19 protein-coding genes, 1 pseudogene and 1 riboswitch are annotated in these 20,660 nt (G+C 65.1%); of the genes and pseudogenes, 5 read left to right on the top strand and 15 right to left on the bottom strand.

Annotation, left to right across the window (positions count from 1 at the left end):
• Positions 1-107 precede the first annotated feature (107 nt).
• Positions 108-1,109: an IS110 family transposase gene (locus E7V67_003580; protein WUR14195.1), complete on the top strand. Its 1,002-nt coding sequence runs from the start codon at positions 108-110 to the stop codon at positions 1,107-1,109.
• A gap of 22 nt (positions 1,110-1,131) precedes the next feature.
• Here E7V67_003580 and E7V67_003575 read toward each other — a convergent pair whose 3' ends face one another.
• The 9 genes from E7V67_003575 to thiC all read right to left on the bottom strand — a co-directional run bounded on the left by E7V67_003575 (position 1,132) and on the right by thiC (position 10,221).
• The gene (locus E7V67_003575) at positions 1,132-3,144 is read right to left on the bottom strand and encodes a M56 family metallopeptidase (protein ID WUR14194.1); all 2,013 of its coding nucleotides are present in this window, start codon (positions 3,142-3,144) and stop codon (positions 1,132-1,134) included.
• A 212-nt stretch (positions 3,145-3,356) separates the two neighbouring features.
• Positions 3,357-4,463 carry an S-(hydroxymethyl)glutathione dehydrogenase/class III alcohol dehydrogenase gene (locus E7V67_003570; protein ID WUR14193.1) on the bottom strand — a complete coding sequence of 369 codons (1,107 nt, stop codon included), beginning with the start codon at positions 4,461-4,463 and terminating at the stop codon, positions 3,357-3,359.
• Between the two features lie 107 nt (positions 4,464-4,570).
• Positions 4,571-4,972 carry a response regulator gene (locus tag E7V67_003565; protein WUR14192.1) on the bottom strand — a complete coding sequence of 134 codons (402 nt, stop codon included), beginning with the start codon at positions 4,970-4,972 and terminating at the stop codon, positions 4,571-4,573.
• A gap of 209 nt (positions 4,973-5,181) precedes the next feature.
• Positions 5,182-5,811 (bottom strand): response regulator, encoded by a 630-nt coding sequence (locus E7V67_003560; protein ID WUR14191.1) that lies wholly within the window; start codon positions 5,809-5,811, stop codon positions 5,182-5,184.
• A 63-nt stretch (positions 5,812-5,874) separates the two neighbouring features.
• On the bottom strand, positions 5,875-6,516 hold the full coding sequence (gene thiE, locus E7V67_003555; protein ID WUR14190.1) for a thiamine phosphate synthase: 642 nt from the start codon (positions 6,514-6,516) through the stop codon (positions 5,875-5,877).
• Positions 6,517-6,538: 22 nt separating this feature from the next.
• Positions 6,539-7,309: a hydroxymethylpyrimidine/phosphomethylpyrimidine kinase gene (locus E7V67_003550; GenBank protein ID WUR16223.1), complete on the bottom strand. Its 771-nt coding sequence runs from the start codon at positions 7,307-7,309 to the stop codon at positions 6,539-6,541.
• Positions 7,310-7,311: 2 nt separating this feature from the next.
• Positions 7,312-8,106, bottom strand: a complete 795-nt coding sequence (locus tag E7V67_003545) for a thiazole synthase (GenBank protein WUR14189.1) — start codon at positions 8,104-8,106, stop codon at positions 7,312-7,314.
• 13 nt (positions 8,107-8,119) lie between these two features.
• A complete protein-coding gene (thiS, locus tag E7V67_003540; GenBank protein WUR14188.1) occupies positions 8,120-8,323 on the bottom strand; it encodes a sulfur carrier protein ThiS in 204 nt (67 codons plus the stop codon).
• Between the two features lie 5 nt (positions 8,324-8,328).
• On the bottom strand, positions 8,329-10,221 hold the full coding sequence (thiC, locus tag E7V67_003535) for a phosphomethylpyrimidine synthase ThiC (GenBank protein ID WUR14187.1): 1,893 nt from the start codon (positions 10,219-10,221) through the stop codon (positions 8,329-8,331).
• A gap of 63 nt (positions 10,222-10,284) precedes the next feature.
• A riboswitch (TPP riboswitch) is annotated at positions 10,285-10,387 on the bottom strand.
• A 116-nt stretch (positions 10,388-10,503) separates the two neighbouring features.
• Between thiC and E7V67_003530 the strand changes: the two genes are divergently transcribed.
• From E7V67_003530 to E7V67_003520, 3 genes are all read left to right on the top strand, one after another.
• Complete coding sequence (locus E7V67_003530; GenBank protein WUR14186.1) at positions 10,504-11,133, top strand: hypothetical protein; 630 nt, start codon at positions 10,504-10,506, stop codon at positions 11,131-11,133.
• 92 nt (positions 11,134-11,225) lie between these two features.
• On the top strand, positions 11,226-14,024 hold the full coding sequence (locus E7V67_003525) for a valine--tRNA ligase (protein WUR14185.1): 2,799 nt from the start codon (positions 11,226-11,228) through the stop codon (positions 14,022-14,024).
• A 134-nt stretch (positions 14,025-14,158) separates the two neighbouring features.
• Positions 14,159-14,611, top strand: a complete 453-nt coding sequence (locus tag E7V67_003520; GenBank protein ID WUR14184.1) for a DUF2147 domain-containing protein — start codon at positions 14,159-14,161, stop codon at positions 14,609-14,611.
• A gap of 65 nt (positions 14,612-14,676) precedes the next feature.
• Here the strand turns inward: E7V67_003520 and E7V67_003515 are convergent, their stop codons facing one another.
• Positions 14,677-16,377: a DUF4214 domain-containing protein gene (locus tag E7V67_003515; GenBank protein WUR14183.1), complete on the bottom strand. Its 1,701-nt coding sequence runs from the start codon at positions 16,375-16,377 to the stop codon at positions 14,677-14,679.
• Complete coding sequence (locus tag E7V67_003510; protein ID WUR14182.1) at positions 16,317-16,856, bottom strand: hypothetical protein; 540 nt, start codon at positions 16,854-16,856, stop codon at positions 16,317-16,319. The genes E7V67_003515 and E7V67_003510 overlap by 61 nt, the downstream gene beginning before the upstream one ends.
• A gap of 168 nt (positions 16,857-17,024) precedes the next feature.
• Here E7V67_003510 and E7V67_003505 point away from each other — a divergent pair, with 168 nt between their 5' ends.
• The gene (locus E7V67_003505; GenBank protein ID WUR14181.1) at positions 17,025-17,705 is read left to right on the top strand and encodes a PEP-CTERM sorting domain-containing protein; all 681 of its coding nucleotides are present in this window, start codon (positions 17,025-17,027) and stop codon (positions 17,703-17,705) included.
• Between the two features lie 27 nt (positions 17,706-17,732).
• Here E7V67_003505 and E7V67_003500 read toward each other — a convergent pair whose 3' ends face one another.
• The 4 genes and pseudogenes from E7V67_003500 to ruvA all read right to left on the bottom strand — a co-directional run bounded on the left by E7V67_003500 (position 17,733) and on the right by ruvA (position 20,643).
• Positions 17,733-18,503, bottom strand: a complete 771-nt coding sequence (locus tag E7V67_003500; protein WUR14180.1) for a glutaminyl-peptide cyclotransferase — start codon at positions 18,501-18,503, stop codon at positions 17,733-17,735.
• 25 nt (positions 18,504-18,528) lie between these two features.
• Positions 18,529-19,009, bottom strand: a pseudogene (locus E7V67_003495) (YaiI/YqxD family protein).
• Complete coding sequence (gene ruvB, locus E7V67_003490; GenBank protein WUR14179.1) at positions 19,009-20,058, bottom strand: Holliday junction branch migration DNA helicase RuvB; 1,050 nt, start codon at positions 20,056-20,058, stop codon at positions 19,009-19,011. The pseudogene E7V67_003495 and the gene ruvB overlap by 1 nt, the downstream one beginning before the upstream one ends.
• A 3-nt stretch (positions 20,059-20,061) precedes the next feature.
• Positions 20,062-20,643: a Holliday junction branch migration protein RuvA gene (ruvA, locus tag E7V67_003485; GenBank protein ID WUR14178.1), complete on the bottom strand. Its 582-nt coding sequence runs from the start codon at positions 20,641-20,643 to the stop codon at positions 20,062-20,064.
• Positions 20,644-20,660 lie beyond the last annotated feature (17 nt).

Here is a 20,660-nt window from a genome sequence, read left to right as displayed (position 1 = left end):
TGAGGCGCATAAGCCTGTGTGACAGAGTGGTGCCTCTGCCTGTTTATCATTTCAGAGTCCGGACGGTATCTTAGGCTTCAAGCCTGCATACGAGGGAGGTCGGTTAAATGATTGTGGTAGGTTCGCCAGTTGTAGGGATTGATGTCAGCAAAAAGAAGCTCGATGCAGCGTTGCTGGCAGGCGGAAAGTTGAAGTACAAAGTTGTAGAGAATTCGCGCAAGGGCTACGCGGAACTGGCGACGTGGCTAGGTAAGCAGGGTGTCGTCATCGAAGACGTTCATGCCTGTATGGAGTCCACCGGGGTCTACAGCGAGCCCGTCGCACTGGGGTTGTCGGACTTAGGACTGAAGGTAAGTATGGTCAACCCGACGCTCGTGAAGGGATTCGGGCAGTGCGAGAACATGCGCAACAAGAATGACCGAGCCGACGCTGGCGTGATTGCACGCTACTGCGCAGCGATGCATCCTCCGCTCTGGGAGGCGCCATCGCCGGAGCTTCGGCATCTGCGATCGTTGACTGACCGCGTCGCGGCCATGAAGGATATGCGGCAGCAGGAGGAGAACAGGCTCGAAGCCTATACGTTTGCGAGCGATACGGCGATGCAGGCAAACGCGAAAAACCTTATCGCCTACCTCGACGAGGAGATCAAACGGCTAGCAAAGGAGATTGATGACCATATCGACGGCCATCCTGGCCTCAAGCGAGACGTGGACCTCATGACTTCCATCCCAGGCCTTGGCCGCGTTACCGCGGCCAAGGTGATCAGTCGCGTGGGCGACATACGGCGCTTTACCGATGCGAAGAAGCTCGCAGCGTATCTGGGGGTGACACCGAAGCAGCGTCAGTCCGGTAGCTCTGTAAGGGGCCGCTCGACGATAAGCCGCATGGGTAGCGGTGAAGTGCGAACCGCTATGTACATGCCTGCTATCACGGCCATCAAACACAACCCGCTGATCGCCGCCTTCGCGCAGCGTCTTAGCGCAAATGGCATGGCCAAGATGGCAGTCGTCGTCGCTGCCATGCGCAAGCTCGTGCACCAAATATATGGTGTCATCCGCTCGGGCCAGCCGTTTGACTCCAACTATCTACAGAAACCGCTTGCGAGCTAAGACGGTATCTGTCACCATGGGTCTACCCTGCCGGCACCGCCGTCCCCCGCCGCAACGCCTCGTCCAGCAGCTTGCGCATCGTGCGCTCCGCTGCCTGGCCGGCCATGTCCTGGTCGCGCCCCAGTTCACCCATCTTGCGGCCCAGCTCGCCCATCGGCCGCTGGATTGCCTGCATCTGCGCGCGCAGGGCCTTGATGCGGGCATCGTCCGGCTGCATCATGCCCTGCTGCGCGGCGATGCTGGCGGCGATGCCGTCCATTTCCGCTTGCAGCGGCACCATCTGGCGCTGCAGCGCCATGCTGCGCGCGACGATCGCGTCGCGTTCCTTCGCGTCCTCCGCCCGCCCGATGTCACGGCCCAGCTTTTCCATCTGCGCGGCCAGCGGTTCCATCCGGCGCTCCTTTTCGCGCAGCTTGCGCTCGAGCGCACGCACGACCGAATCGCGCCCTGCCGCGGCATGCTGCTCGCCCAGTTGCGCGCCGACGGCGCCCAGCTTTGCCCCCAGCGCTTCCATTTCCTGACCGTGACGTTCGATTTTCTTGCCGAGCTGCTCCACTGGCGTCCAGGCCGCACGCGCCTTGTCCACCACGGCGGGGTCGGTGACGACATAGCCCTTGCCGTCTTTCGTGAACCAGACAAAATCCCCCTTCTGCGTGGCCTTGATGCGCTCCAGCTGGCGCTCGTCAAAATTGCGCAGCGAGACAATCTGGCCGGCACCGCGTGTCACGACCGCATAGCCATCCCCGCGCTCGCCGATGTGAAAGCGCATGCCCGTATCGATCCGCGCCGGTGGTGCTGGCGGTGCTGGCGGCGCCGGTGGTGCTGGCGGGGCCGGTGGAGCTGGCGGTGCCGGGATCGCGTCTGCTGCTCCCGGTGCCGCCGGTACTGCGGGGGCTGCCGGCGCATCTGGTGCATCGGGTGCATCGGGTGCATCGGGCGCGGGCAACGCCGGCACCGCGACGGCTTGCTTGACCGTGGCGGGGCGGTGCGCCGGCGTCGCAAGCGCCGGCTCGTTGACCGGCCGCGCATGGGCATACAGCATCATGCAGGCCGCGCACAGGCCCAGCAGCGGCGCGGCCATTTTCCAGCTGAGGGGTTGGGTGTCCGGCCGGACCAGACGTTTGATTCGGGACATGAGGTCTCCTCCTTGCGCCGCGGGGGCGAAATGATTGGTCGAGAACTGGAACTTGTCCAGTTCGGACAAGGCCCGGGCCAGGCGCCGGGGCTCGCCCAGCGCCGCGGCCGCCAGGTCGTCGGCGATCTGTTCGCGCTCGGCGCGGATGCGCTGCGACAGCCGCCAGACGCTGGGGTGATAGAACAACAGGATCTCGATGGCGCTTTGCACCAGGTTGACCAGGTAGTCGTGGCGGCGAATGTGCGCCAGCTCGTGCGCCAGCAGCGCCTCCAGCAGGTGCGGCGACATGCCCGTCACCAGCGCCGCCGGCACCAGCACGATGGGACGCCAGCAGCCCGCCGTCATCGGTCCTTCCAGGTCGGCGCCCGATACGCCCAGCAGCACCGGACGGCGCAGGCCCATGCGCTCCGCCAGCGCGTCCAGGCGGCGCTGCCAGGCCGGGTGCGGCGTGAAGCGTCCCGCCAGCGTGCGCTGCCGCACCCACTGCAGCCCCAGCGACAGGCGCAGCGTCATCAGCGCCGCGCCCGCCGCCCACAGCAGCACCAGCGACGGCAACTGGCGTCGCAGCAGGTATTCCAGCGACGTCATGCCGTCGCCGTCCAGCAGCACCGGCAGCGGCGCCGCCGCGCCGCCGACCGCCAGCAGCAGCGGATCGGCTGTGGCCGGCACCGAGTAGCCGGCCGCCTGCGCCTCCAGCACCCGCCATGCGATGCTGGCCAGCGGCACGGCGGCGCACAGCAGCAGCGCCCCGCAGGCGACGGCATAGCGGGCCTGCGCCGAACGGTTGCGCAGCGCATGCAGCGCCAGTGTCGCGGCCCAGCCCACCAGCAGGCCTTGCCAGACGAAATGCAGCAGCGACCAGCCGATCGCGGGTATCAGGGTATCGAACAGGTTCGTCATGGGCGGCGGCTCGTCAAAGTGGGACAGCGTATTGTCGAAAGCAGAATATGCGATCTAGAAAAGCTTGTCTAGAACTTTTTGTCTAGTTGAAGGCGTGGCGCGACGATGTCAAGTTACTACGGGCGAAGGAAATGAGAACGGTCGTTGCGACGGACCGCGCAACGGGCGGGACAGACGGTGGGAACGGGGCGGCCAAGCCGCCCCGCAGGTCATCAATACATCACGACGGAGCGGATCGACTCGCCCTTCTTCATCAGGTCGAAGCCTTCGTTGATCTGCTCGAGCGACAGCTTGTGCGTGATCAGGTCATCGATGTTGAGCTTGCCGTCCATGTACCAGTCGACGATCTTCGGCACGTCGGTGCGGCCGCGGGCGCCGCCGAACGCGGAGCCCTTCCATTCGCGGCCGGTGACCAGCTGGAACGGGCGGGTCGAGATTTCCTGGCCGGCGGCGGCCACGCCGATGATGATCGACTTGCCCCAGCCCTTGTGGCAGCACTCCAGTGCCTGGCGCATCAGGGTCGTGTTGCCGACGCATTCGAAGCTGTAGTCGGCGCCGCCGTCGGTCAGCTGAATGATGGCGTCGACCACGTTCTCGACGTCGTTCGGGTTGATGAAGTGCGTCATGCCGAACTTCTTCGCCATCGCTTCGCGGCCCGGATTGATGTCGATGCCGATGATCTTGTCCGCGCCGACCATCTTCGCCGCCTGGATCACGTTCAGGCCGATGCCGCCCAGGCCGAACACCACGACGTTGGCGCCGGCCTCCACCTTGGCGGTGAACAGCACGGCGCCCACGCCCGTGGTGACGCCGCAGCCGATGTAGCAGACCTTGTCGAACGGCGCATCCTCACGGATCTTGGCCAGCGCGATTTCCGGCACGACGATGTAGTTCGAGAACGTCGAGGTACCCATGTAGTGGTAGATCGGCTTGCCGTCGAGGGAGAAGCGGCTGGTCGCATCGGGCATCAGGCCGCGGCCCTGGGTCGAGCGGATCGCCTGGCACAGGTTGGTCTTCTGCGACAGGCAGAATTTGCACTGGCGGCATTCCGGCGTGTACAGCGGGATGACGTGGTCGTCCTTCTTGAGGCTTTTCACGCCGGGACCGACGTCGACGACGACGCCGGCGCCTTCATGGCCCAGGATGGCGGGGAAAATCCCTTCCGGGTCGGCGCCGGACAGGGTGTAGTAATCGGTGTGGCAGATGCCGGTGGCCTTGATCTCGACCAGGACCTCGCCTTCGCGCGGTCCGCCCAGTTCCACTTCCTCGATCGTCAGCGGGGCGCCCGCTTTCCATGCTACTGCTGCCTTGGTCTTCATCGCAATATCCAGTGATGTGATAAAGCGGCATGATAGCAAAAGAAGCCCCAGGGGACAGGCGCCGTTGCTGGGGTCGGGAGCCCCCAGCAACGGCGCCTGTCCCGGTGTCATCTGGCGACGAGATCGATTTCGAGCAAGCGGCACGTGGCCTGCCACAACTGCCGCGGCGACGTCCAGGGTTTCGGCAGGAAGGCGTGCGCCTGGTGGTGCAGGCTGGGCTGGCGGGCCGAGTACAGCAGCACGGGGGTGTGCACGCCGCGCTCGCGCAGCTCGCGAATCAGCACCTGGCCATCGCCGTCCGGCAAATCGGGATCGAGCACGATCAGCGCGAACTCGTGCTGGCGCAGCAGCGCGTCCGCTTCCAGCATCGAGCCGGCGCGGGTGACCTGGATTTCCGGGACAAGGAGGGTGGCAAGGATCAAGGCCGTCGTGTCATCGGCATCGATGTGCAGCAGGCGAGGTGCGGGAAGCAGAGGCTTGCAGGCCTCCAGGGCATCGTTCATGTTCATGGTCTGACTCCGCGGTCCGGAAAATGCAGTGGCCTGAAATCGTGCGCCGCTCGCGCGGGGTCGGTGGATTGCAGGATGCGGGTCGGCGGAGCTGGGCCGAAGGGCTTGACGCGGGCGCGGGGGACGGGCGACCGCTGGTCGGAAGACGCGGCGGAGGGGCCGCGTCGAACATACCTAGTTTAGCGCATTTTTAGTGCAATAAGGAAAGCCTATTTTTTGGACCGTGCGTAAAAAGCCGCATGCAGACTGTTCAATGTTTCCTCCGCGGTAAGCAACTGGTCGGCGACTTCGTTGACCTTGCGGCGGCTGGAACGGGCATGGTCGCGCAGCACCTCGAAGGCCGTGTTGCGGTCGGTCTGGAACTTGCACATCAGGAGGCCCACGGCCAGGCTGGTCTCGCGGCCGGCCGCCAGCGCGGCGTTCAGGTTCAGCTCCGTGCGGCGCAGTTGGCGGATCTCGTCGGCCCGCGCCAGGCCCGCCTCGAAGGCCGGCATCAGGTGCTTCTCGTCCACGGGTTTCACGACGAAACCCACCGCGCCGTAGGCGGCGGCCTGCTTGCCCGCATCGGCGTCGCCGCGACCGGACAGGAACATGAACGGCACCGACGTCTCGCGATTGAGCTGCTTGGCCAGCTCCAGGCCGGACATGCCGGGCATGTGGATGTCCAGCAGCGCCATGTCCGGCTCGCGCTCGGCCACCAGCTTCAGGGCGTGGTCGGCCGAATGGGCCTGCACGGTCTCGTAGCCTGCATTCTGCAGGATCACGCTGAGGAATTCCGCCAGCAGCTGGTCGTCGTCGACGATCAGGATCAGGCGTTTGGCGGTCGCTTGTGGAGTCATGGCTGAGCAGTTCGGCAATGGTGATGGGCCGATTATATAGCGCATCGCACAAGGCGCCAGCCCCTATCTGTTGTTGAACAGCCCCGTGAACGCCTGCACGGCCGCGGCCACGTCGCCGGCGCGGTAGTCGGCGAAGTAGACGCTGCTGATGGCCGCCACCATGTCCGCCCCGGCGGCCACCAGCGGCGCCGCGTTCTCCGGCGTCATGCCGCCGATGACGACGGTCGGCAATGTGAGCCCGGCCGCGCGCGCGTCCTCGATGATCGCGGCTTGCGTCGTCACCGCGTATTTCTTCACGCGCGACGGGTAGAAACCGCCGAACGCGGCATAGCTGGCGCCGGCCGCCTGGGCATCGAGCGCCAGCGGCAACTGGCCGTAGCAGGAGGCGCCGACGATCCGGTCCGGGCCGACGGCGGCACGCACCTCGGCGACGCTGGCATCGAGCCCGCCGACGTGCACGCCGTCCGCGCCCAGTCGCAGGCACAGGTCGACGTGGTCGTTGACGATGAAGGGCACGCCATGGCGCCGGCACAGCGCCAGCAGCGCCGTGGCCTGCTCGATGCGCAGCTCGGGCGAGGCGAACTTGTGGCGGTACTGCAGCAGCGCGGCGCCGGCCGCCAGGGCTTCGGCGCTGGCGGCCAGCAGCCGGTCGGTGTCGTCCCAGTCGGGCGTGACCAGGTACAGGCCGCGAAATCTCGTGTTCATATGGGTTCCTTTTGAATGGGGGTCAGCGCAGCGGCATGCGCTGGCCGGGTCCGATCGCATAGGCGTTGGCCAGCGCCGCGTGCGTGTAGGCCTGGGCCCGCGCCAGCGCCTGCGCCATCGGCACTTCCTGTGCCAGCAGGCCCGCCAGCGCGGACGCCAACGTACAGCCGCTGCCATGGAATTCGCCGGCCAGCCGCGGCCACGACCAGTGCTGGCGCTGGTCCGGCCCCTGCCAGCGGTTGACGACTTCATCGCCGCCACCGTGCCCGCCCGTGACCAGCACGTGTTCACAGCCCAGCGCGCGCAGGCCCGCCGCATGGTCTGGATCGCCGCTGCCATGATGAGCCGCCAGCGCCGCCCCTTCCGGACCGTTCGGCGTGATCACCGTCGCCAGCGGCAGCAAAGGCGCCAGCGCGGCCACCGCGTTGCCGCGCGAGAGGCTGTCGCCATGGCCGCTGGCCAGCACCGGGTCCAGCACGACGGGCAGCGACGGCTGCCGCGCGCGCAATGCCAGGATAACGCCGGCGATCGCGCGCGCGTTGTCCGCGCTGCCGGGAATGCCGATCTTGACGGCGCCGATGCGGCATGCCGCCACCAGCGCCTGCGCCTGGCGCGTCACCACGTCCGACGCCACCGGGATCACCTCGTGCACACGGTTGTGGTCCTGCACCGTCAGTGCCGTCACGACGGCCAGCGGGTGCGCCCCTACCGCCGCGATGGCCTGCACGTCGGCGGCGATGCCGGCGCCGGCCGATGGATCGGAGCCGGCAAATACCAGCACGCAGGCGCGCATCGTCATGCCGCGATGCGCCCGGCCATCGGCGACGACGGCGACGCGGCAAAGCGGCGCGGCATGCGCCCGGCCAGGTAGGCCTCGCGGCCCGCCAGCACGGCCAGGCGCATCGCCCGCGCCATCCGCACCGGGTCCTGCGCGGCGGCGATGGCGGTGTTCATCAGCACGCCGTCGCAGCCCAGCTCCATCGCAATGGCGGCGTCGGATGCGGTGCCCACGCCGGCATCGACCAGCACCGGCACGCGCGCCTGCTCGATGATCAGCGACAGGTTCCAGGGATTCAGGATGCCCATGCCGGAACCGATCAAGGACGCCAGCGGCATCACGGCCACGCAGCCGATGTCCTCCAGCATGCGCGCCTGGATCGGGTCGTCGCTGCAGTAGACCATCACGTCGAAACCGTCCTTGACCAACTCCTTCGCCGCCACCAGCGTTTCCGGCATGTTGGGGAACAGCGTTTTCTCGTCGCCCAGCACTTCGAGCTTGACCAGCTTGTGGCCGTTCAGCAGCTCGCGCGCCAGCTGCAGCGTGTACACGGCATCCTTCGCGTTGTAGCAGCCGGCCGTATTCGGCAGGATGGTGTACTCGGACGGCGGCAGCACGTCCAGGAGGCTCGGTGCGTTGGGGTCCTGGCCGATGTTGACGCGGCGGATCGCCACCGTGACGATTTCCGCGCCCGCCGCATCGGTGGCGGCGCGGGTCTGCTCCAGGTCCTTGTACTTGCCGCTGCCCACCAGCAGGCGCGAGTTGTACTGCTTGCCCGCGATGGTCAGCAGGTTCGTATCTTTGTCGCTCATATATTCTCCTTGTTCAGCCGCCGCCGATGGCGCGCACGATGTCCACCCGGTCCGCGCCCGCCAGCTGCACCTCGCGCCAGCGCTGGCGCGGCACCACGGCGCGGTTGACGGCCAGCGCCAGCGCCTGGCCGTCCAATTGCAGCGCCACCACCAGATCGTGCAGGGTGTGGCCCGGCTCGACCTGGCGCGGCGCGCCATTGACTTCGATCTCGATCATTTTCTTTACGCCTTGCTGTACAGCTGCGCGCCCTTCTTCACGAACTCCACGGCCTTTTCCTGCATGCCCTGGGCCGCGTAGTCGCGCACTTCCTGCGTGATCTTCATCGAGCAGAAATGCGGGCCGCACATCGAGCAGAAGTGCGCCACCTTGGCCGAATCCTTCGGCAGCGTCTCGTCGTGATAGGCGCGCGCGCGGTCCGGGTCCAGGCCCAGGTTGAACTGGTCTTCCCAGCGGAACTCGAAGCGCGCCTTGGACAGCGCGTTGTCGCGGATCTGCGCGCCCGGATGGCCCTTGGCCAGGTCGGCCGCGTGGGCGGCGATCTTGTAGGTGATCATGCCTTCCTTGACGTCGTTCTTGTCGGGCAGGCCCAGGTGCTCCTTCGGCGTCACGTAGCACAGCATCGCCGTGCCGTACCAGCCGATCTGCGCGGCACCGATGCCGGACGTGATGTGGTCGTAGCCCGGCGCGATATCGGTCGTCAATGGACCCAGCGTGTAGAACGGCGCTTCCGCACACTGCTCCAGCTGCAGGTCCATGTTTTCCTTGATCAGCTGCATCGGCACGTGACCCGGGCCTTCGATCATCACCTGCACGTCGTGCTTCCAGGCGATCTGGGTCAGCTCGCCCAGCGTCTTCAGTTCGCCCAGCTGGGCTTCGTCGTTGGCGTCGTAGATCGAGCCGGGGCGCAGGCCGTCGCCCAGGCTGAACGACACGTCGTACGCTTTCATGATTTCGCAGATGTCTTCGAAGTGCGTGTACAGGAAGTTTTCCTGGTGGTGCGCCAGGCACCACTTGGCCATGATCGAGCCGCCGCGCGAGACGATGCCGGTCAGGCGCTTGGCCGTCAGCGGCACGTAGCGCAGCAGCACGCCGGCGTGGATCGTGAAGTAGTCGACGCCCTGCTCCGCCTGTTCGATCAGCGTGTCGCGGAAGATTTCCCAGGTCAGGTCCTCGGCCTTGCCATGGACCTTTTCCAGCGCCTGGTAGATCGGCACGGTGCCGATGGGTACGGGGCTGTTGCGCACGATCCATTCGCGCGTCTCGTGGATATGCTTGCCCGTGGAGAGGTCCATCACCGTGTCGCCGCCCCAGCGGATCGCCCAAGTCATCTTTTCCACCTCCTCGCCGATCGACGACGTGACGGCGGAGTTGCCGATATTGGCGTTGACCTTCACCAGGAAGTTACGGCCGATGATCATCGGCTCCAGTTCCGGGTGGTTGATGTTGGCGGGGATGATGGCGCGGCCGCGCGCGATCTCGTCGCGCACGAATTCGGGCGTGATCATGTCCGGAATCGACGCGCCGAACGACTGGCCAGGGTGCTGGCGGCCGACCAGGTCGGCCATGCGTTCGCCCAGCGGGCCGGACTTGCGCAACTCGGCCAGGTATTCCTGGCGGCGCAGGTTCTCGCGGATGGCAACGAATTCCATCTCCGGCGTGACGATGCCGCGGCGCGCATAGTACATCTGCGTGACGCAGGCGCCATCGCGCGCGCGGCGCGGCTTGCGGTGCAGGTCGAAGCGCAGCTCGGCCAGAGCAGCGTCGGCCAGCCGCGCCTGCCCATATTCCGACGTGGGGCCGGCCATCTCCTCGGTATCGCCCCGTTCGGCGATCCAGGCCGCGCGCAGCGGCGCCAGGCCGGCGCGGATGTCGATCGTCGCTGCCGGGTCGGTGTACGGACCGGAGGTGTCGTAGACGGAAATCGGCGGATTCGGTTCGTGGCCGAACGAGGCGGAGGTGTCGGACTGGGTGATCTCGCGCATCGGCACGCGGATATCCGGACGGCTGCCGGTCACGTAGATCTTGCGGGAATTGGGCAGCGGTGCGACGGCGGCGCTGTCGACCTCGGCGGTGCTGGCGAGGAATGGCTGGTTTAAATGCGGAGGTGCGTTCATTTTGGCTCCTTGGCGGCTTGCAGGAGCCAGCAAAGGAGTCGGGATACGCCTACACCTCGGGTGTGGCGGATCCAAAAGCTTCCCTTCGCTGGCATTATCCAGATCAGGTTCGGAGGGTATTTCTCACCCGCGCATGTCGCCATGCGCAGGACCCCTAGCGTGTGCCGCCGGCGTTGGCCCGCCGGCAGCGCCGCCATTATGCGGCAAAGCGCACCATATGAAAAGCGCAACAGCGCCTATAATTTCGACCGTGCGGCGCGGCCGCGACAGTGTGGAGAATCGATGCGCAACCAGTGCCTGGCGATGGCGATGATGACGGCGGCAATAACGGCAACGGCAGCGCCGGCCGTCACGGACAAGGAACAGGCCTCGTTCTTCGAATACTACGCGGCGGCCCACCCCAGCACGGGCGGCCTGCTGCGGCCGCAGTTCGCCGTGACGGGCGAGCGCAAGAAGCGCCGCGTGACGGCCACCGTGGATGGCGCGGCACAGCGCCTGGTGCTGCCGCTGTGCCGCCAGCCGCGCGGCGTGTTCGACTACGATACCAAGGCCAAGCGCTGGAGCGAACGGGAATCCCAGCAGCTGGTGTGGGTCCATCACGGCCCGCAATGCGCTGCGCAGCCGGAGACGCCGGTGCGCCTGCTGGCGGCGCTGCCGGAGATGGATATCCTCGTGCTGATCCAGCAGCACCCCACCCTGCTGAACAATGCGCGCCTGCTGATGACCGGGAACACGCAGTGCGCGCCGGTGCGCTCGCGCGGCTTCCGCCTGGCAGGGCTGGACCGGGCGAAAAATGGTTTGCCCGTGCTGGTGTTCGAGAACGATATCGGCGGCACGGCCCGCGTCGCCGTGCGCAAGTCGCGCAACGAGCTGGTGGCGTGGAGCGCCGAGTGTGCGGCGGCGCCGCGCTGACCGCGCCAGGGCGGCCGGGCCTGGACGGCCGGGCCACGACGGCCCCCGCTCCCTTATAATGGTCGTTTTCGCCAAATTACCTTTCCCAGATCATGGAATTAGCCAAGTCTTTCGAGCCTGCCGACATTGAACAGTTCTGGCGCGGCGAGTGGGAGAAGCGCGGGTACTTCGCCGCTTCGATGGACCTCTCCAAGCCTGCCTTCAGCATCCAGCTGCCGCCGCCGAACGTCACGGGCACGCTGCACATGGGCCACGCCTTCAACCAGACCATCATGGATGGCCTGACGCGCTATCACCGCATGCTGGGTCACAACACCGCCTGGATCCCGGGCACCGACCACGCCGGCATCGCCACGCAGATCGTCGTCGAGCGCCAACTGGACGCGCAGAAGATCTCGCGCCACGACCTGGGCCGCGAGAAGTTCGTCGAGAAGGTGTGGGAGTGGAAGGAAAAATCCGGCTCCACGATCACGGGCCAGATGCGTCGCCTGGGCGCCTCGGCCGACTGGGACCGCGAATATTTCACGATGGATGCACCGCGTTCGAAGACGGTGGCCGAAGTGTTCGTGCGCCTGTACGAGCAGGGCCTGATCTACCGCGGCAAGCGCCTGGTCAACTGGGACCCCGTGCTGGGCACCGCCGTCTCCGACCTGGAAGTGGTGTCGGAAGAAGAAGACGGCTCGATGTGGTACATCAAGTACCCGCTGGCCGACGGCAGCGGCACGCTGACCGTGGCGACGACCCGTCCCGAAACGATGCTGGGCGACGTGGCCGTGGCCGTCGATCCGACCGACGAGCGTTATGAAGCGCTGGTTGGCAAGATGCTGACCCTGCCGCTGGTCGGCCGCGAAATCCCGATCATCGCCGACTCCTACGTCGACAAGGCGTTCGGCACCGGCTGCGTGAAGATCACGCCGGCGCACGACTTCAACGACTACGCCGTCGGCCAGCGCCACAAGCTGGACATGCCGTCGATCCTGACCCTGGACGCGAAGATCAGCGACGAGGCACCGGCAGCCTACCGCGGCATGGACCGCTTCGCCGCGCGCAAGCAGATCGTGGCCGACCTGGAAGCGCAAGGCCTGCTGGAACAAGTAAAGCCGCACAAGCTGATGGTGCCGCGCGGCGACCGTACCGGCGTCGTCATCGAACCGATGCTGACGGATCAGTGGTTCGTCGCCATGAGCAAGCCGGCGCCGGAAGGCACGTTCAACCCGGGCAAGTCGATCGCCGAAGTGGCGCTGGAAAAAGTGTCGTCGGGCGAGATCAAGTTCGTGCCAGAGAACTGGACCACCACGTACAACCAGTGGCTGAACAACATCCAGGACTGGTGCATCTCGCGCCAGCTGTGGTGGGGCCACCAGATCCCGGCGTGGTACGACGAGCAGGGCAATATCTTCGTCGCGCGCACGGAAGAGGAAGCGCTGGCCAAGCAGCAGGCCGCCGGCAGCACCGGCGCGCTGACGCGCGACAACGACGTGCTGGACACCTGGTTCTCGTCCGCGCTGGTGCCCTTCTCCACCCTGGGCTGGCCGGATGAAACGCCGGACCTGAAGGCATTCCTGCCGTCGTCCGTGCTGGTGACGGGCTTCGACATCATCTTCTTCTGGGTCGCCCGGATGGTCATGATGACGGCGCACTTTACCGGCAAGGTGCCGTTCGAGACCGTGTACGTGCACGGCCTGGTACGCGACTCGCAGGGCCAGAAGATGTCCAAGTCGAAGGGCAACACGCTCGACCCGATCGACCTGATCGACGGTATCGGCATCGACGCGCTGGTGGAAAAACGCACCACCGGCCTGATGAACCCGAGGGCGGCCGAGAAGATCGAGAAGGCCACGCGCAAGGAGTTCCCGGAAGGGATCGCGGCCTACGGCACGGACGCGGTGCGTTTCACGATGGCCAGCTACGCATCGCTGGGCCGCAACATCAACTTCGACCTGGGCCGCGCCGAAGGCTACCGCAACTTCTGCAACAAGCTGTGGAACGCTACGCGTTTTGTGCTGATGAACACGGAAGGCAAGGACTGCAGCGCCAGCGATGCCGACCTGTCGCCGGCCGACAAGTGGATCGTCTCGCTGTTGAATCGCACCGAGCAGGAAGTGGCAAAGGGTTTTGCCGACTACCGCTTCGACAATATCGCCGCCGCGATCTACAAGTTCGTCTGGGACGAGTACTGCGACTGGTACCTGGAACTGGCCAAGGTGCAGGTCCAGCAGGGTACGGAAGGCCAGCAGCGCGCCACCCGCAACACGCTCTTGCGCGTGCTGGAAGTGGTGCTGCGCCTGGCGCACCCGATCATCCCGTTCGTCACCGAGCAGCTGTGGCAGACCGTTGCCCCATTGGCTGGCAAGGACGCCGAAGGCAAGTCGATCATGACGCAGCCCTACCCGCTGCCGAACGAAGCGGCCATCGATCCGCAAGCCGAAGCCTGGATCGCCGAGCTGAAAGGCCTGACCGATGCAACGCGCAACCTGCGTGGCGAGATGAAGCTGTCGCCATCGGTGCGCGTGCCGCTGATCGTCGAAGCCGCGGGGCTCGACAAGGACAAGATCGCCGCCTTCGCGCCGTACGTCCAGCTGCTGGGCAAGCTGTCGGAAGTACAGATCGTCGACGCGCTGCCGGAATCGCCGGCCGCCGTGTCGGTCGTCGGCACCACGAAGCTGATGCTGAAGGTGGAGATCGACGTCAAGGCCGAACGCGAGCGCCTGTCGAAGGAGATCGCGCGCCTGGAAGGCGAGATCGCCAAGGCATCGGGCAAGCTGTCGTCCGAGAGCTTTGTCGCGCGTGCGCCGGCGGCGGTGGTGGCGCAGGAGAAGGAGCGCGTCGCCACGTTCACCGCGACGCTGGACAAGCTGCGCGAGCAGTTTGCGAAGCTGCCGGTGGCGTAAGCTGTCCCGCATTCGTTGCGAAAACGCCGGCCCGGGTTGACCTGGGCCGGCGTTTTTTCATTAGAGCGTGTCCACGAATTTTTCAGCACGACCGTGCGCTACACTGGATTCTCCAACTATAAAAGGAGATACCCATGCGTCCATTCATTTTTGCCGCCCTCATCGGCGCCGCATTCGGCGCCGCCACCCTGCCCGCCGTTGCCGACAACTCGAGCCCTGTCGGCCTGTGGAAGAACATCGACGACAAAACCGGCAAGCCGAAGGCGGAAATCCGCATCAGCGAAGCCAATGGCGTGCTGCAGGGCCGCATCGAAAAGCTGTTCCGCGCGCCTGACCAGGACCAGAATCCCGTCTGCGACAAGTGCGAAGGCGCCGACAAGGGCAAGCCGATGGTCGGCCTGGCCATCATCAATGGCATGAAGAAGGATGGCGACGAGTACAAGGGCGGCACCATCCTCGATCCGGAGGACGGTAAAGTCTACAAGAGCAAGATGAAGCTCGTCGACGATGGCAAGAAGCTGGACGTGCGCGGATATGTCGGGGTGCCGATGTTCGGGCGGTCGCAGACCTGGGTGCGGCAGCAGTAAGCTGCCTTGTTCTCGGCCGAGCATCATCACCAGGCCCGATGCCGCGCGCGGCATCGGGCCCCGGCTCAGGCAATGGGCACGTAGTCGATGCCGTCGCGAATGGAGCCGATCACCTGCGCGTGATTTTCCGGGCTGTCGGCAAACGACAGCAGCAAGTCCACCCGCGTGGCGCCACGATGCAACTGGTGCTGCCAATACAGCATGCCTTCCTCATCGGGTGCACGGTGCAGCGCGTGCTGGTACAGCTTTTCCAGGAACACGCTGTCCGGCCCGCCCGTGCCGTACATGTTCTTAAACTCGGCGCTTTGCATGAATCCCGCCGCGATGCTGCGCAGCGAAGCGCCATGTTCCGCCTTGTCGATCCAGTATCCCAAACCGGGTTTGTCAGGGGTGCGGTCGAAAGCCGCCTGGTACAGCCGGAAGATGTCGCCCGCCGTCCCTTCCGGGTCATACGCGATGGCGCGGTCGGTAAAGGCAATGACCTCGACGTTGAGCAAATCGTCGTAGACCCCCTTGCCGTCCGTGACCGTAAAGCCGTTGGCACTGCGAGTGATCTCGATGCCGCTGCTCGACATGGCATAGCGCACGGTGTCGTAGCCGGCGCCGCCATCGGTCGCATCGTTGCCCAGCCCGCCACGCAGCAGGTCGTCGCCGGCACCGCCGTGCTGGAACTTCAGCAGCTCACCGCCACGGAACGTCTGCTTCTGTGTCCCGATCGAAAACCCGTCGAGATTGAACGAGACATTGCTGCGTGTGTCGAGCAGCTTGAACGTCATCGACACGACCTCAGGCGAATCGGTCGTGTGGCCGTAAATCCAAGTGCTGACATACCCGGCATCAGTGCTGCTGTTCGCCTCACCACCTAGGATGCCCGCACCTGGCGCTGTTGCGCCAAGGTAGTGCATCCTGGCCGGATCATACGTCAGCGAAATATTCGCCTGGCCGTCGGCGCTCTTCCATGCCTGCGCGGACATCGTGACGATAACGTTGTCGCCATCCAGCCGCATCGTTGCCACGGCGGTGGGCGGTTTCAGCGTGGTGCCGTCGCCCGCCTGGAAGCGTGTCGCGATGCCCATGTCGCGCAACTGGTCGACGTCATAGGTGGCCCGGTTCCCCGCGCCGTCTTCCACCCATACCGTACTGATGTTGTAGGCGCCATGGGGAGTAGTCGGCATGATCTGCTCGAATTGAACGGCGGAACCTGGGGTTGCGTCATCGAAGTCATCCTCCTCCGGCGTGCTGTTAAGGAAGAGAATTCCTTGTTTGGCACGATCCGGCGTCACGAAAGACCGGTCGAGGTACACCCACACTTGACGGACGCCTGCGCCGCCTTCGTCGCCCGCCTGGGCGGTGAACGCGTACGGCTGGGTGCCCTTGCTCAGGTCCAGGTAGGTCGGCACTTGAAGGCCCTTGAGTACCGGCTTGATGGTGTCGCCCTGGCTTCCTGTTATCTTGAAGCCGGTGTCGAAACCGAGTGCAGCGAGCTGGTCGCGGCTATAGGCCGTGGTATTACCGCTCAAATCGATCACCTGCGCCGATCGCACTTCATAGGTCCCTGCTGCCGTCAGGCTCGACACCACCCTCGAGTAATCGCCAGATTCGGGCGAGCGGTCCGCGAAAGTATCCAGCCCGTAGGTGTCCCGGCCGATGAACAGGTAGGGAGAGGCACCCCAGTCGTACACGATCTCCTTGTCCAGTTCTACCATCACATAGGCGATACCGTTGCCACCGGCATTATCAACGGCGCCAGCGCTGGCATGGAACATCGCAGGTCCTTGGACAGGTCCACCGTAGGCTGCATCGACAGCCCAGTCAATATGCCCCCGGTCTGATCGGCCTTCGTTCCCGTGACCGTGAACGTCTGGCCAATGCCAAGGTTATGCAGGTCACTTGTGTAATAAGTACACAGGTTTCCCGCGACATCCCACACATTCACGGCGCTGAATGTATAGGTGCCGGCGGACGTGTTGGTCCCTAGCGTGATCGTGTTGGCGGCAATGTAGGGCGTGCCATCCGTGAAGGTGTCCCCATTGTTATAGTAGCCGTCGATGCTGATCGAACGCCCTGGGTATCCCTCGCCGAACTGCAGATGGATCACGGGCCGATCGAGGGTGAACGTGACCTCACTGATCGCGCTGGCGTCTTCAGTATCGACCGCCACAGTGAAAGCGGCAGGGCCTTTGGACAGGTCGATGGTTTTCGGGAAGCGCAGTCCCTTCAGTATAGGCACGGTGGTATCGCTCATTGTTTCCCTGTAATAATTTCAGTGGTTTTATGATTAACCCCGTCATTGATTGCAAACATGAAATGCTGAGTGCGTACTGCACCGTGCAGAGGGTTAAATTTGCAATTTAGTTGCAAATTTGAAATGCCGATGTTCTAATAGCATCCTTTATCTTCACGAGTGCTACACATGAAATCAGTCCTTTGCGCAGCAGCCAGCGTGCTGGCATTCACCGGTACCGCGCAAGCAGTTGAGCGGACGTTCCAGTTCACATCGACCGTCAAGCAGATCGTGTCCAAGGCCGATGTCGTTCCGGACGTCGAACTTTCGTCCATCACGCTGCCATTCGGCACTGCCACGATCGGTGACGCGGTGACAGCCACTGTCACCTATGACACCAGCGAAGAGGCCCATCTTGCGGACTGGGGCGGAGCCAATTTCCGTCGGCCACTCAGCTCGTTCATCAACCTCGGCAATGGCGCCATTGTCCGTGGTGGCGAGGCGGAAGGCGGCGTCATCTGGACCCACGACAACGATCTCTACCCATCGATGGGGGACGGCTTCTCCTCGTATGCCTACTTCTTCAGGAACAACTTCAGCGTCCGGGAAATGATCGCGGTGAGGTTGGAAGACGCGAGTGGCACGGTACTGAACGGCTACCAACTGCCAGGCTCCGAATTGACCAACTTCCGTGCCGGTTCGTTCACCTACAGCTACGAAGGCTACACGCTTGACGCCGACGGCTACCATAACTTCCGTTGGGACATCAGCGGCGACATCACCGCCATCGCCGCCGTCCCGGAACCCGGCACCTACGCCATGCTGCTCGCCGGCCTCGGCCTGGTAGCCTGGCGCCGCAAGCGCGCCTGACCAGCGCCCCGGCCGCGCGGGACGCCCTCAGCGTCCCGCCGGCTGCTTCAACTCGATGTGGAACAGCTTGGGCCACATCTTCCCGGTCACGAACAAGCGCTTTTTTGCCTTGTCGTAGGCGATACCGTTCAAGACGTTGTCCGTGCCAGGCGCCACGCCGGACAGCTTGTCCAGCCCCGTCAAATCGATCCACCCGAGCACCCGGCCGGAAAACGGATCGATGCGGGCGATGCGGTCGGTCTGCCAGATGTTCGCGTAAATCTGCCCTTCCACCCATTCCAGCTCGTTGATCTGCGTGACCGGCGCCCCGTCGGCCGTGACGCGGATGCGACGCGTCACCTTCAGCGTTTCCGGGTCGAGCACGCGGATGTAGGCCGTGCCGTCGCTCATGTACAGGCGCTCGCCGTCGCTGGTCAGCGCCCAACCCTCGCCTTCGTAGCCGAAGCGGCTTTGCGGCTGCAGGGTTTCCAGGTCGAAGATGAAACCCACCTGGTTCTGCCACGTGAGGCTGATCAGGCGTTTGCCGAACGGCGCGATGCCTTCGCCGAAGTACATCGACGGGATCTCGCGCGACAGCACTACCTTGCCCGTTTCCAGCTCGACCTTGCGGATCGACGAGCGGCCGTTCAGGCCCGTGCTCTCGTACATCACGCCGTCCTGGTAGAACAGCCCTTCCGTGAAGGCCTGCGGGTCGTGCGGGTACGTCTGCTTGACGGTGTAGCCGTAGACGGGAACGGCGGCTTGGGCGAGCGTGGCGAGCGCCAGCGCCAGCGCGGCAAATGAAGTTTTGATCAGCATGCGCGCAAGGATACCGCAAGTCGCGCTATCGAGGCGATGGTCGCGCCTTGCGCAGGTGGCCGTCGAGCGCGTTGGCGAAGCGCTGCCGGTCGGCCTGGCTGAAGGCGGACGGGCCGCCGGTATCGACGCCACTGCTGCGCAGGTCTTCCATGAAGGCGCGCATCGTCAGCTGCTGCTTGATCGTGTCCGGCGTATAGAATTCGCCGCGCGGGTTGAGCGCGTGGCCGCCCTTGGCCAGCACGTCGGAGGCCAGCGGGATATCGCCCGTGACCACCAGGTCGCCCGGCTCGCACAGGCGCACGATCTCGTTGTCGGCCACGTCGAAGCCGTGCGGCACCTGCAGTGCACGCACGTATTTCGATGGCGGCACGCGCAGCAGCTGGTTCGCCACCAGGGTCACGTTCATCTGCACGCGCTCGGCCACGCATCTAGATGTGTATAAGAGACAGGTACAGGATCTCCTTGATGACGCCGGGGCAGGCATCGGCGTCGACCCAGATCTGCATTACCACAGGTCCCCGGTCAGCGACGCGCGCGGCGGCTGCAGGCCGAAGTGCTGGAAGGCGGCCGGCGTGGCTACCCGGCCGCGCGGGGTGCGCTGCAGGTAGCCTTGCTGGATCAGGTAGGGTTCCAGCACGTCCTCGATCGTGTCCGCCGCCTCGCCGATGGCGGCGGCCAGGTTGCCGATGCCGACCGGGCCGCCGTTGAACTTGTACAGCACCGCTTCCAGCAGCTTGCGGTCCATCACGTCGAAGCCGACCTTGTCCACGTCCAGCATCACCAGCGCCGCGTCCGCGATGTCCTTCGTGATGTCGCCGTTGCTCTTCACCTCCGCGTAGTCGCGCACGCGGCGCAGCAGGCGGTTGGCGATACGGGGCGTGCCACGGGCGCGGCGCGCGATCTCGTGCGCGCCCTCGTCGTCGATGTGGGCCTTCAGCAGCGCGGCGCTGCGCGTGACGATCTTCGCCAGTTCTTCCGTCGTATAGAACTCCAGCCGGGCGACGATGCCGAAGCGGTCGCGCAGCGGATTGGTCAGCATGCCGGCGCGCGTGGTGGCGCCCACCAGCGTGAACGGCTGCAGGTCCAGCTTCACCGAGCGCGCGGCCGGGCCCTCGCCGATCATGATGTCGATCTGGTAGTCCTCCAGTGCCGGATACAGGATCTCCTCGACCACGGGCGAGAGGCGGTGGATCTCGTCGATGAACAGCACGTCGTTCGCTTCCAGGTTCGTCAGCAGCGCGGCCAGGTCGCCCGGGCGTTCCAGCACGGGGCCGGAGGTCTGGCGCAGGTTCACGCCCATCTCGCGCGCGATGATGTTGGCCAGCGTCGTCTTGCCCAGGCCCGGTGGGCCGAACAGCAAGGTGTGGTCGAGCGCTTCGCTGCGCCCGCGCGCGGCCGTGATGAAGATCTCCAGCTGGCTGCGGATCTTCTCCTGCCCGACGTATTCGTCCAGCAGCTTGGGGCGCAGTGCGCGTTCGATCGCTTCCTCGTTGGGCGAGGACGGGGCCGCGTCGATGATGCGCTGGGGTGTGAAATCGTCGGTCTGGATACTCATGGCTTAGCCCTTCGACAGCGCTTTGAGCGCCTGCTTGATGCCGTCCGAAACGGAGGCACCGGCGGGCACCGTCTTCAGCGCCAGCAGCGCTTCCTTGTCGGAGTAGCCCAGCGCGAGCAGGGCGTTGAGGATGTCCGTCTGCGCGTCCGGCACGGCCGCGACGCCGCCGACCGCGCCCAGGTCCGGCCCCAGCTTGCCCTTCAGCTCCAGCAGCAGGCGCTCTGCCGTCTTCTTGCCGATGCCAGGCACTTTCACGAGGCGCCCCGCTTCCTGGCGCGTGACGGCCTGCGACAGATCGGCGATCGACATGCCGGACAGGATCGCCAGCGCCGTGCGTGCGCCGATGCCGCTGATCTTGATCAGCTGGCGGAACACCGCGCGTTCCTCGGCATGGCCGAAGCCGAACAGCAGGTGCGCGTCCTCGCGGATGGTCAGATGCGTGTACAGCATGACGCGCTCGCCCGTGTGTGGCAGGTTGTAGAAGGTGCTCATCGGCACGTCGACTTCGTAGCCGACGCCTTGGACGTCGACCAGCAGTTGCGGCGGATTTTTTTCAAGCAGGATGCCGGAGAGACGTCCGATCATGGGTAATTCCGTTTATA

The organism is [Empedobacter] haloabium, from assembly GCA_008011715.2.
Lineage (GTDB): Bacteria > Pseudomonadota > Gammaproteobacteria > Burkholderiales > Burkholderiaceae_D > Rugamonas > Rugamonas haloabia.
Note: the sequence above shows the minus strand (reverse complement) of the source record. Positions and strands in the feature narration are given on the sequence as shown.

What these genes read in the sequence shown, in the direction of transcription:
- E7V67_003550 (WUR16223.1), bottom strand. Translation starts at nt 7,309, where the DNA reads ATGCGCGCCTGCGTGCTGGTATTTGCCGGCTCCGATCCATCGGCCGGC.
- E7V67_003505 (WUR14181.1), top strand. Translation starts at nt 17,025, where the DNA reads ATGAAATCAGTCCTTTGCGCAGCAGCCAGCGTGCTGGCATTCACCGGT.
- E7V67_003545 (WUR14189.1), bottom strand. Translation starts at nt 8,106, where the DNA reads ATGAGCGACAAAGATACGAACCTGCTGACCATCGCGGGCAAGCAGTAC.
- ruvB (WUR14179.1), bottom strand. Translation starts at nt 20,058, where the DNA reads ATGAGTATCCAGACCGACGATTTCACACCCCAGCGCATCATCGACGCG.
- E7V67_003565 (WUR14192.1), bottom strand. Translation starts at nt 4,972, where the DNA reads ATGAACATGAACGATGCCCTGGAGGCCTGCAAGCCTCTGCTTCCCGCA.
- E7V67_003515 (WUR14183.1), bottom strand. Translation starts at nt 16,377, where the DNA reads ATGTTCCATGCCAGCGCTGGCGCCGTTGATAATGCCGGTGGCAACGGT.
- thiS (WUR14188.1), bottom strand. Translation starts at nt 8,323, where the DNA reads ATGATCGAGATCGAAGTCAATGGCGCGCCGCGCCAGGTCGAGCCGGGC.
- E7V67_003530 (WUR14186.1), top strand. Translation starts at nt 10,504, where the DNA reads ATGCGCAACCAGTGCCTGGCGATGGCGATGATGACGGCGGCAATAACG.
- E7V67_003580 (WUR14195.1), top strand. Translation starts at nt 108, where the DNA reads ATGATTGTGGTAGGTTCGCCAGTTGTAGGGATTGATGTCAGCAAAAAG.
- E7V67_003500 (WUR14180.1), bottom strand. Translation starts at nt 18,503, where the DNA reads ATGCTGATCAAAACTTCATTTGCCGCGCTGGCGCTGGCGCTCGCCACG.
- E7V67_003520 (WUR14184.1), top strand. Translation starts at nt 14,159, where the DNA reads ATGCGTCCATTCATTTTTGCCGCCCTCATCGGCGCCGCATTCGGCGCC.
- thiC (WUR14187.1), bottom strand. Translation starts at nt 10,221, where the DNA reads ATGAACGCACCTCCGCATTTAAACCAGCCATTCCTCGCCAGCACCGCC.
- E7V67_003570 (WUR14193.1), bottom strand. Translation starts at nt 4,463, where the DNA reads ATGAAGACCAAGGCAGCAGTAGCATGGAAAGCGGGCGCCCCGCTGACG.
- thiE (WUR14190.1), bottom strand. Translation starts at nt 6,516, where the DNA reads ATGAACACGAGATTTCGCGGCCTGTACCTGGTCACGCCCGACTGGGAC.
- ruvA (WUR14178.1), bottom strand. Translation starts at nt 20,643, where the DNA reads ATGATCGGACGTCTCTCCGGCATCCTGCTTGAAAAAAATCCGCCGCAA.
- E7V67_003510 (WUR14182.1), bottom strand. Translation starts at nt 16,856, where the DNA reads ATGAGCGATACCACCGTGCCTATACTGAAGGGACTGCGCTTCCCGAAA.
- E7V67_003525 (WUR14185.1), top strand. Translation starts at nt 11,226, where the DNA reads ATGGAATTAGCCAAGTCTTTCGAGCCTGCCGACATTGAACAGTTCTGG.
- E7V67_003575 (WUR14194.1), bottom strand. Translation starts at nt 3,144, where the DNA reads ATGACGAACCTGTTCGATACCCTGATACCCGCGATCGGCTGGTCGCTG.
- E7V67_003560 (WUR14191.1), bottom strand. Translation starts at nt 5,811, where the DNA reads ATGACTCCACAAGCGACCGCCAAACGCCTGATCCTGATCGTCGACGAC.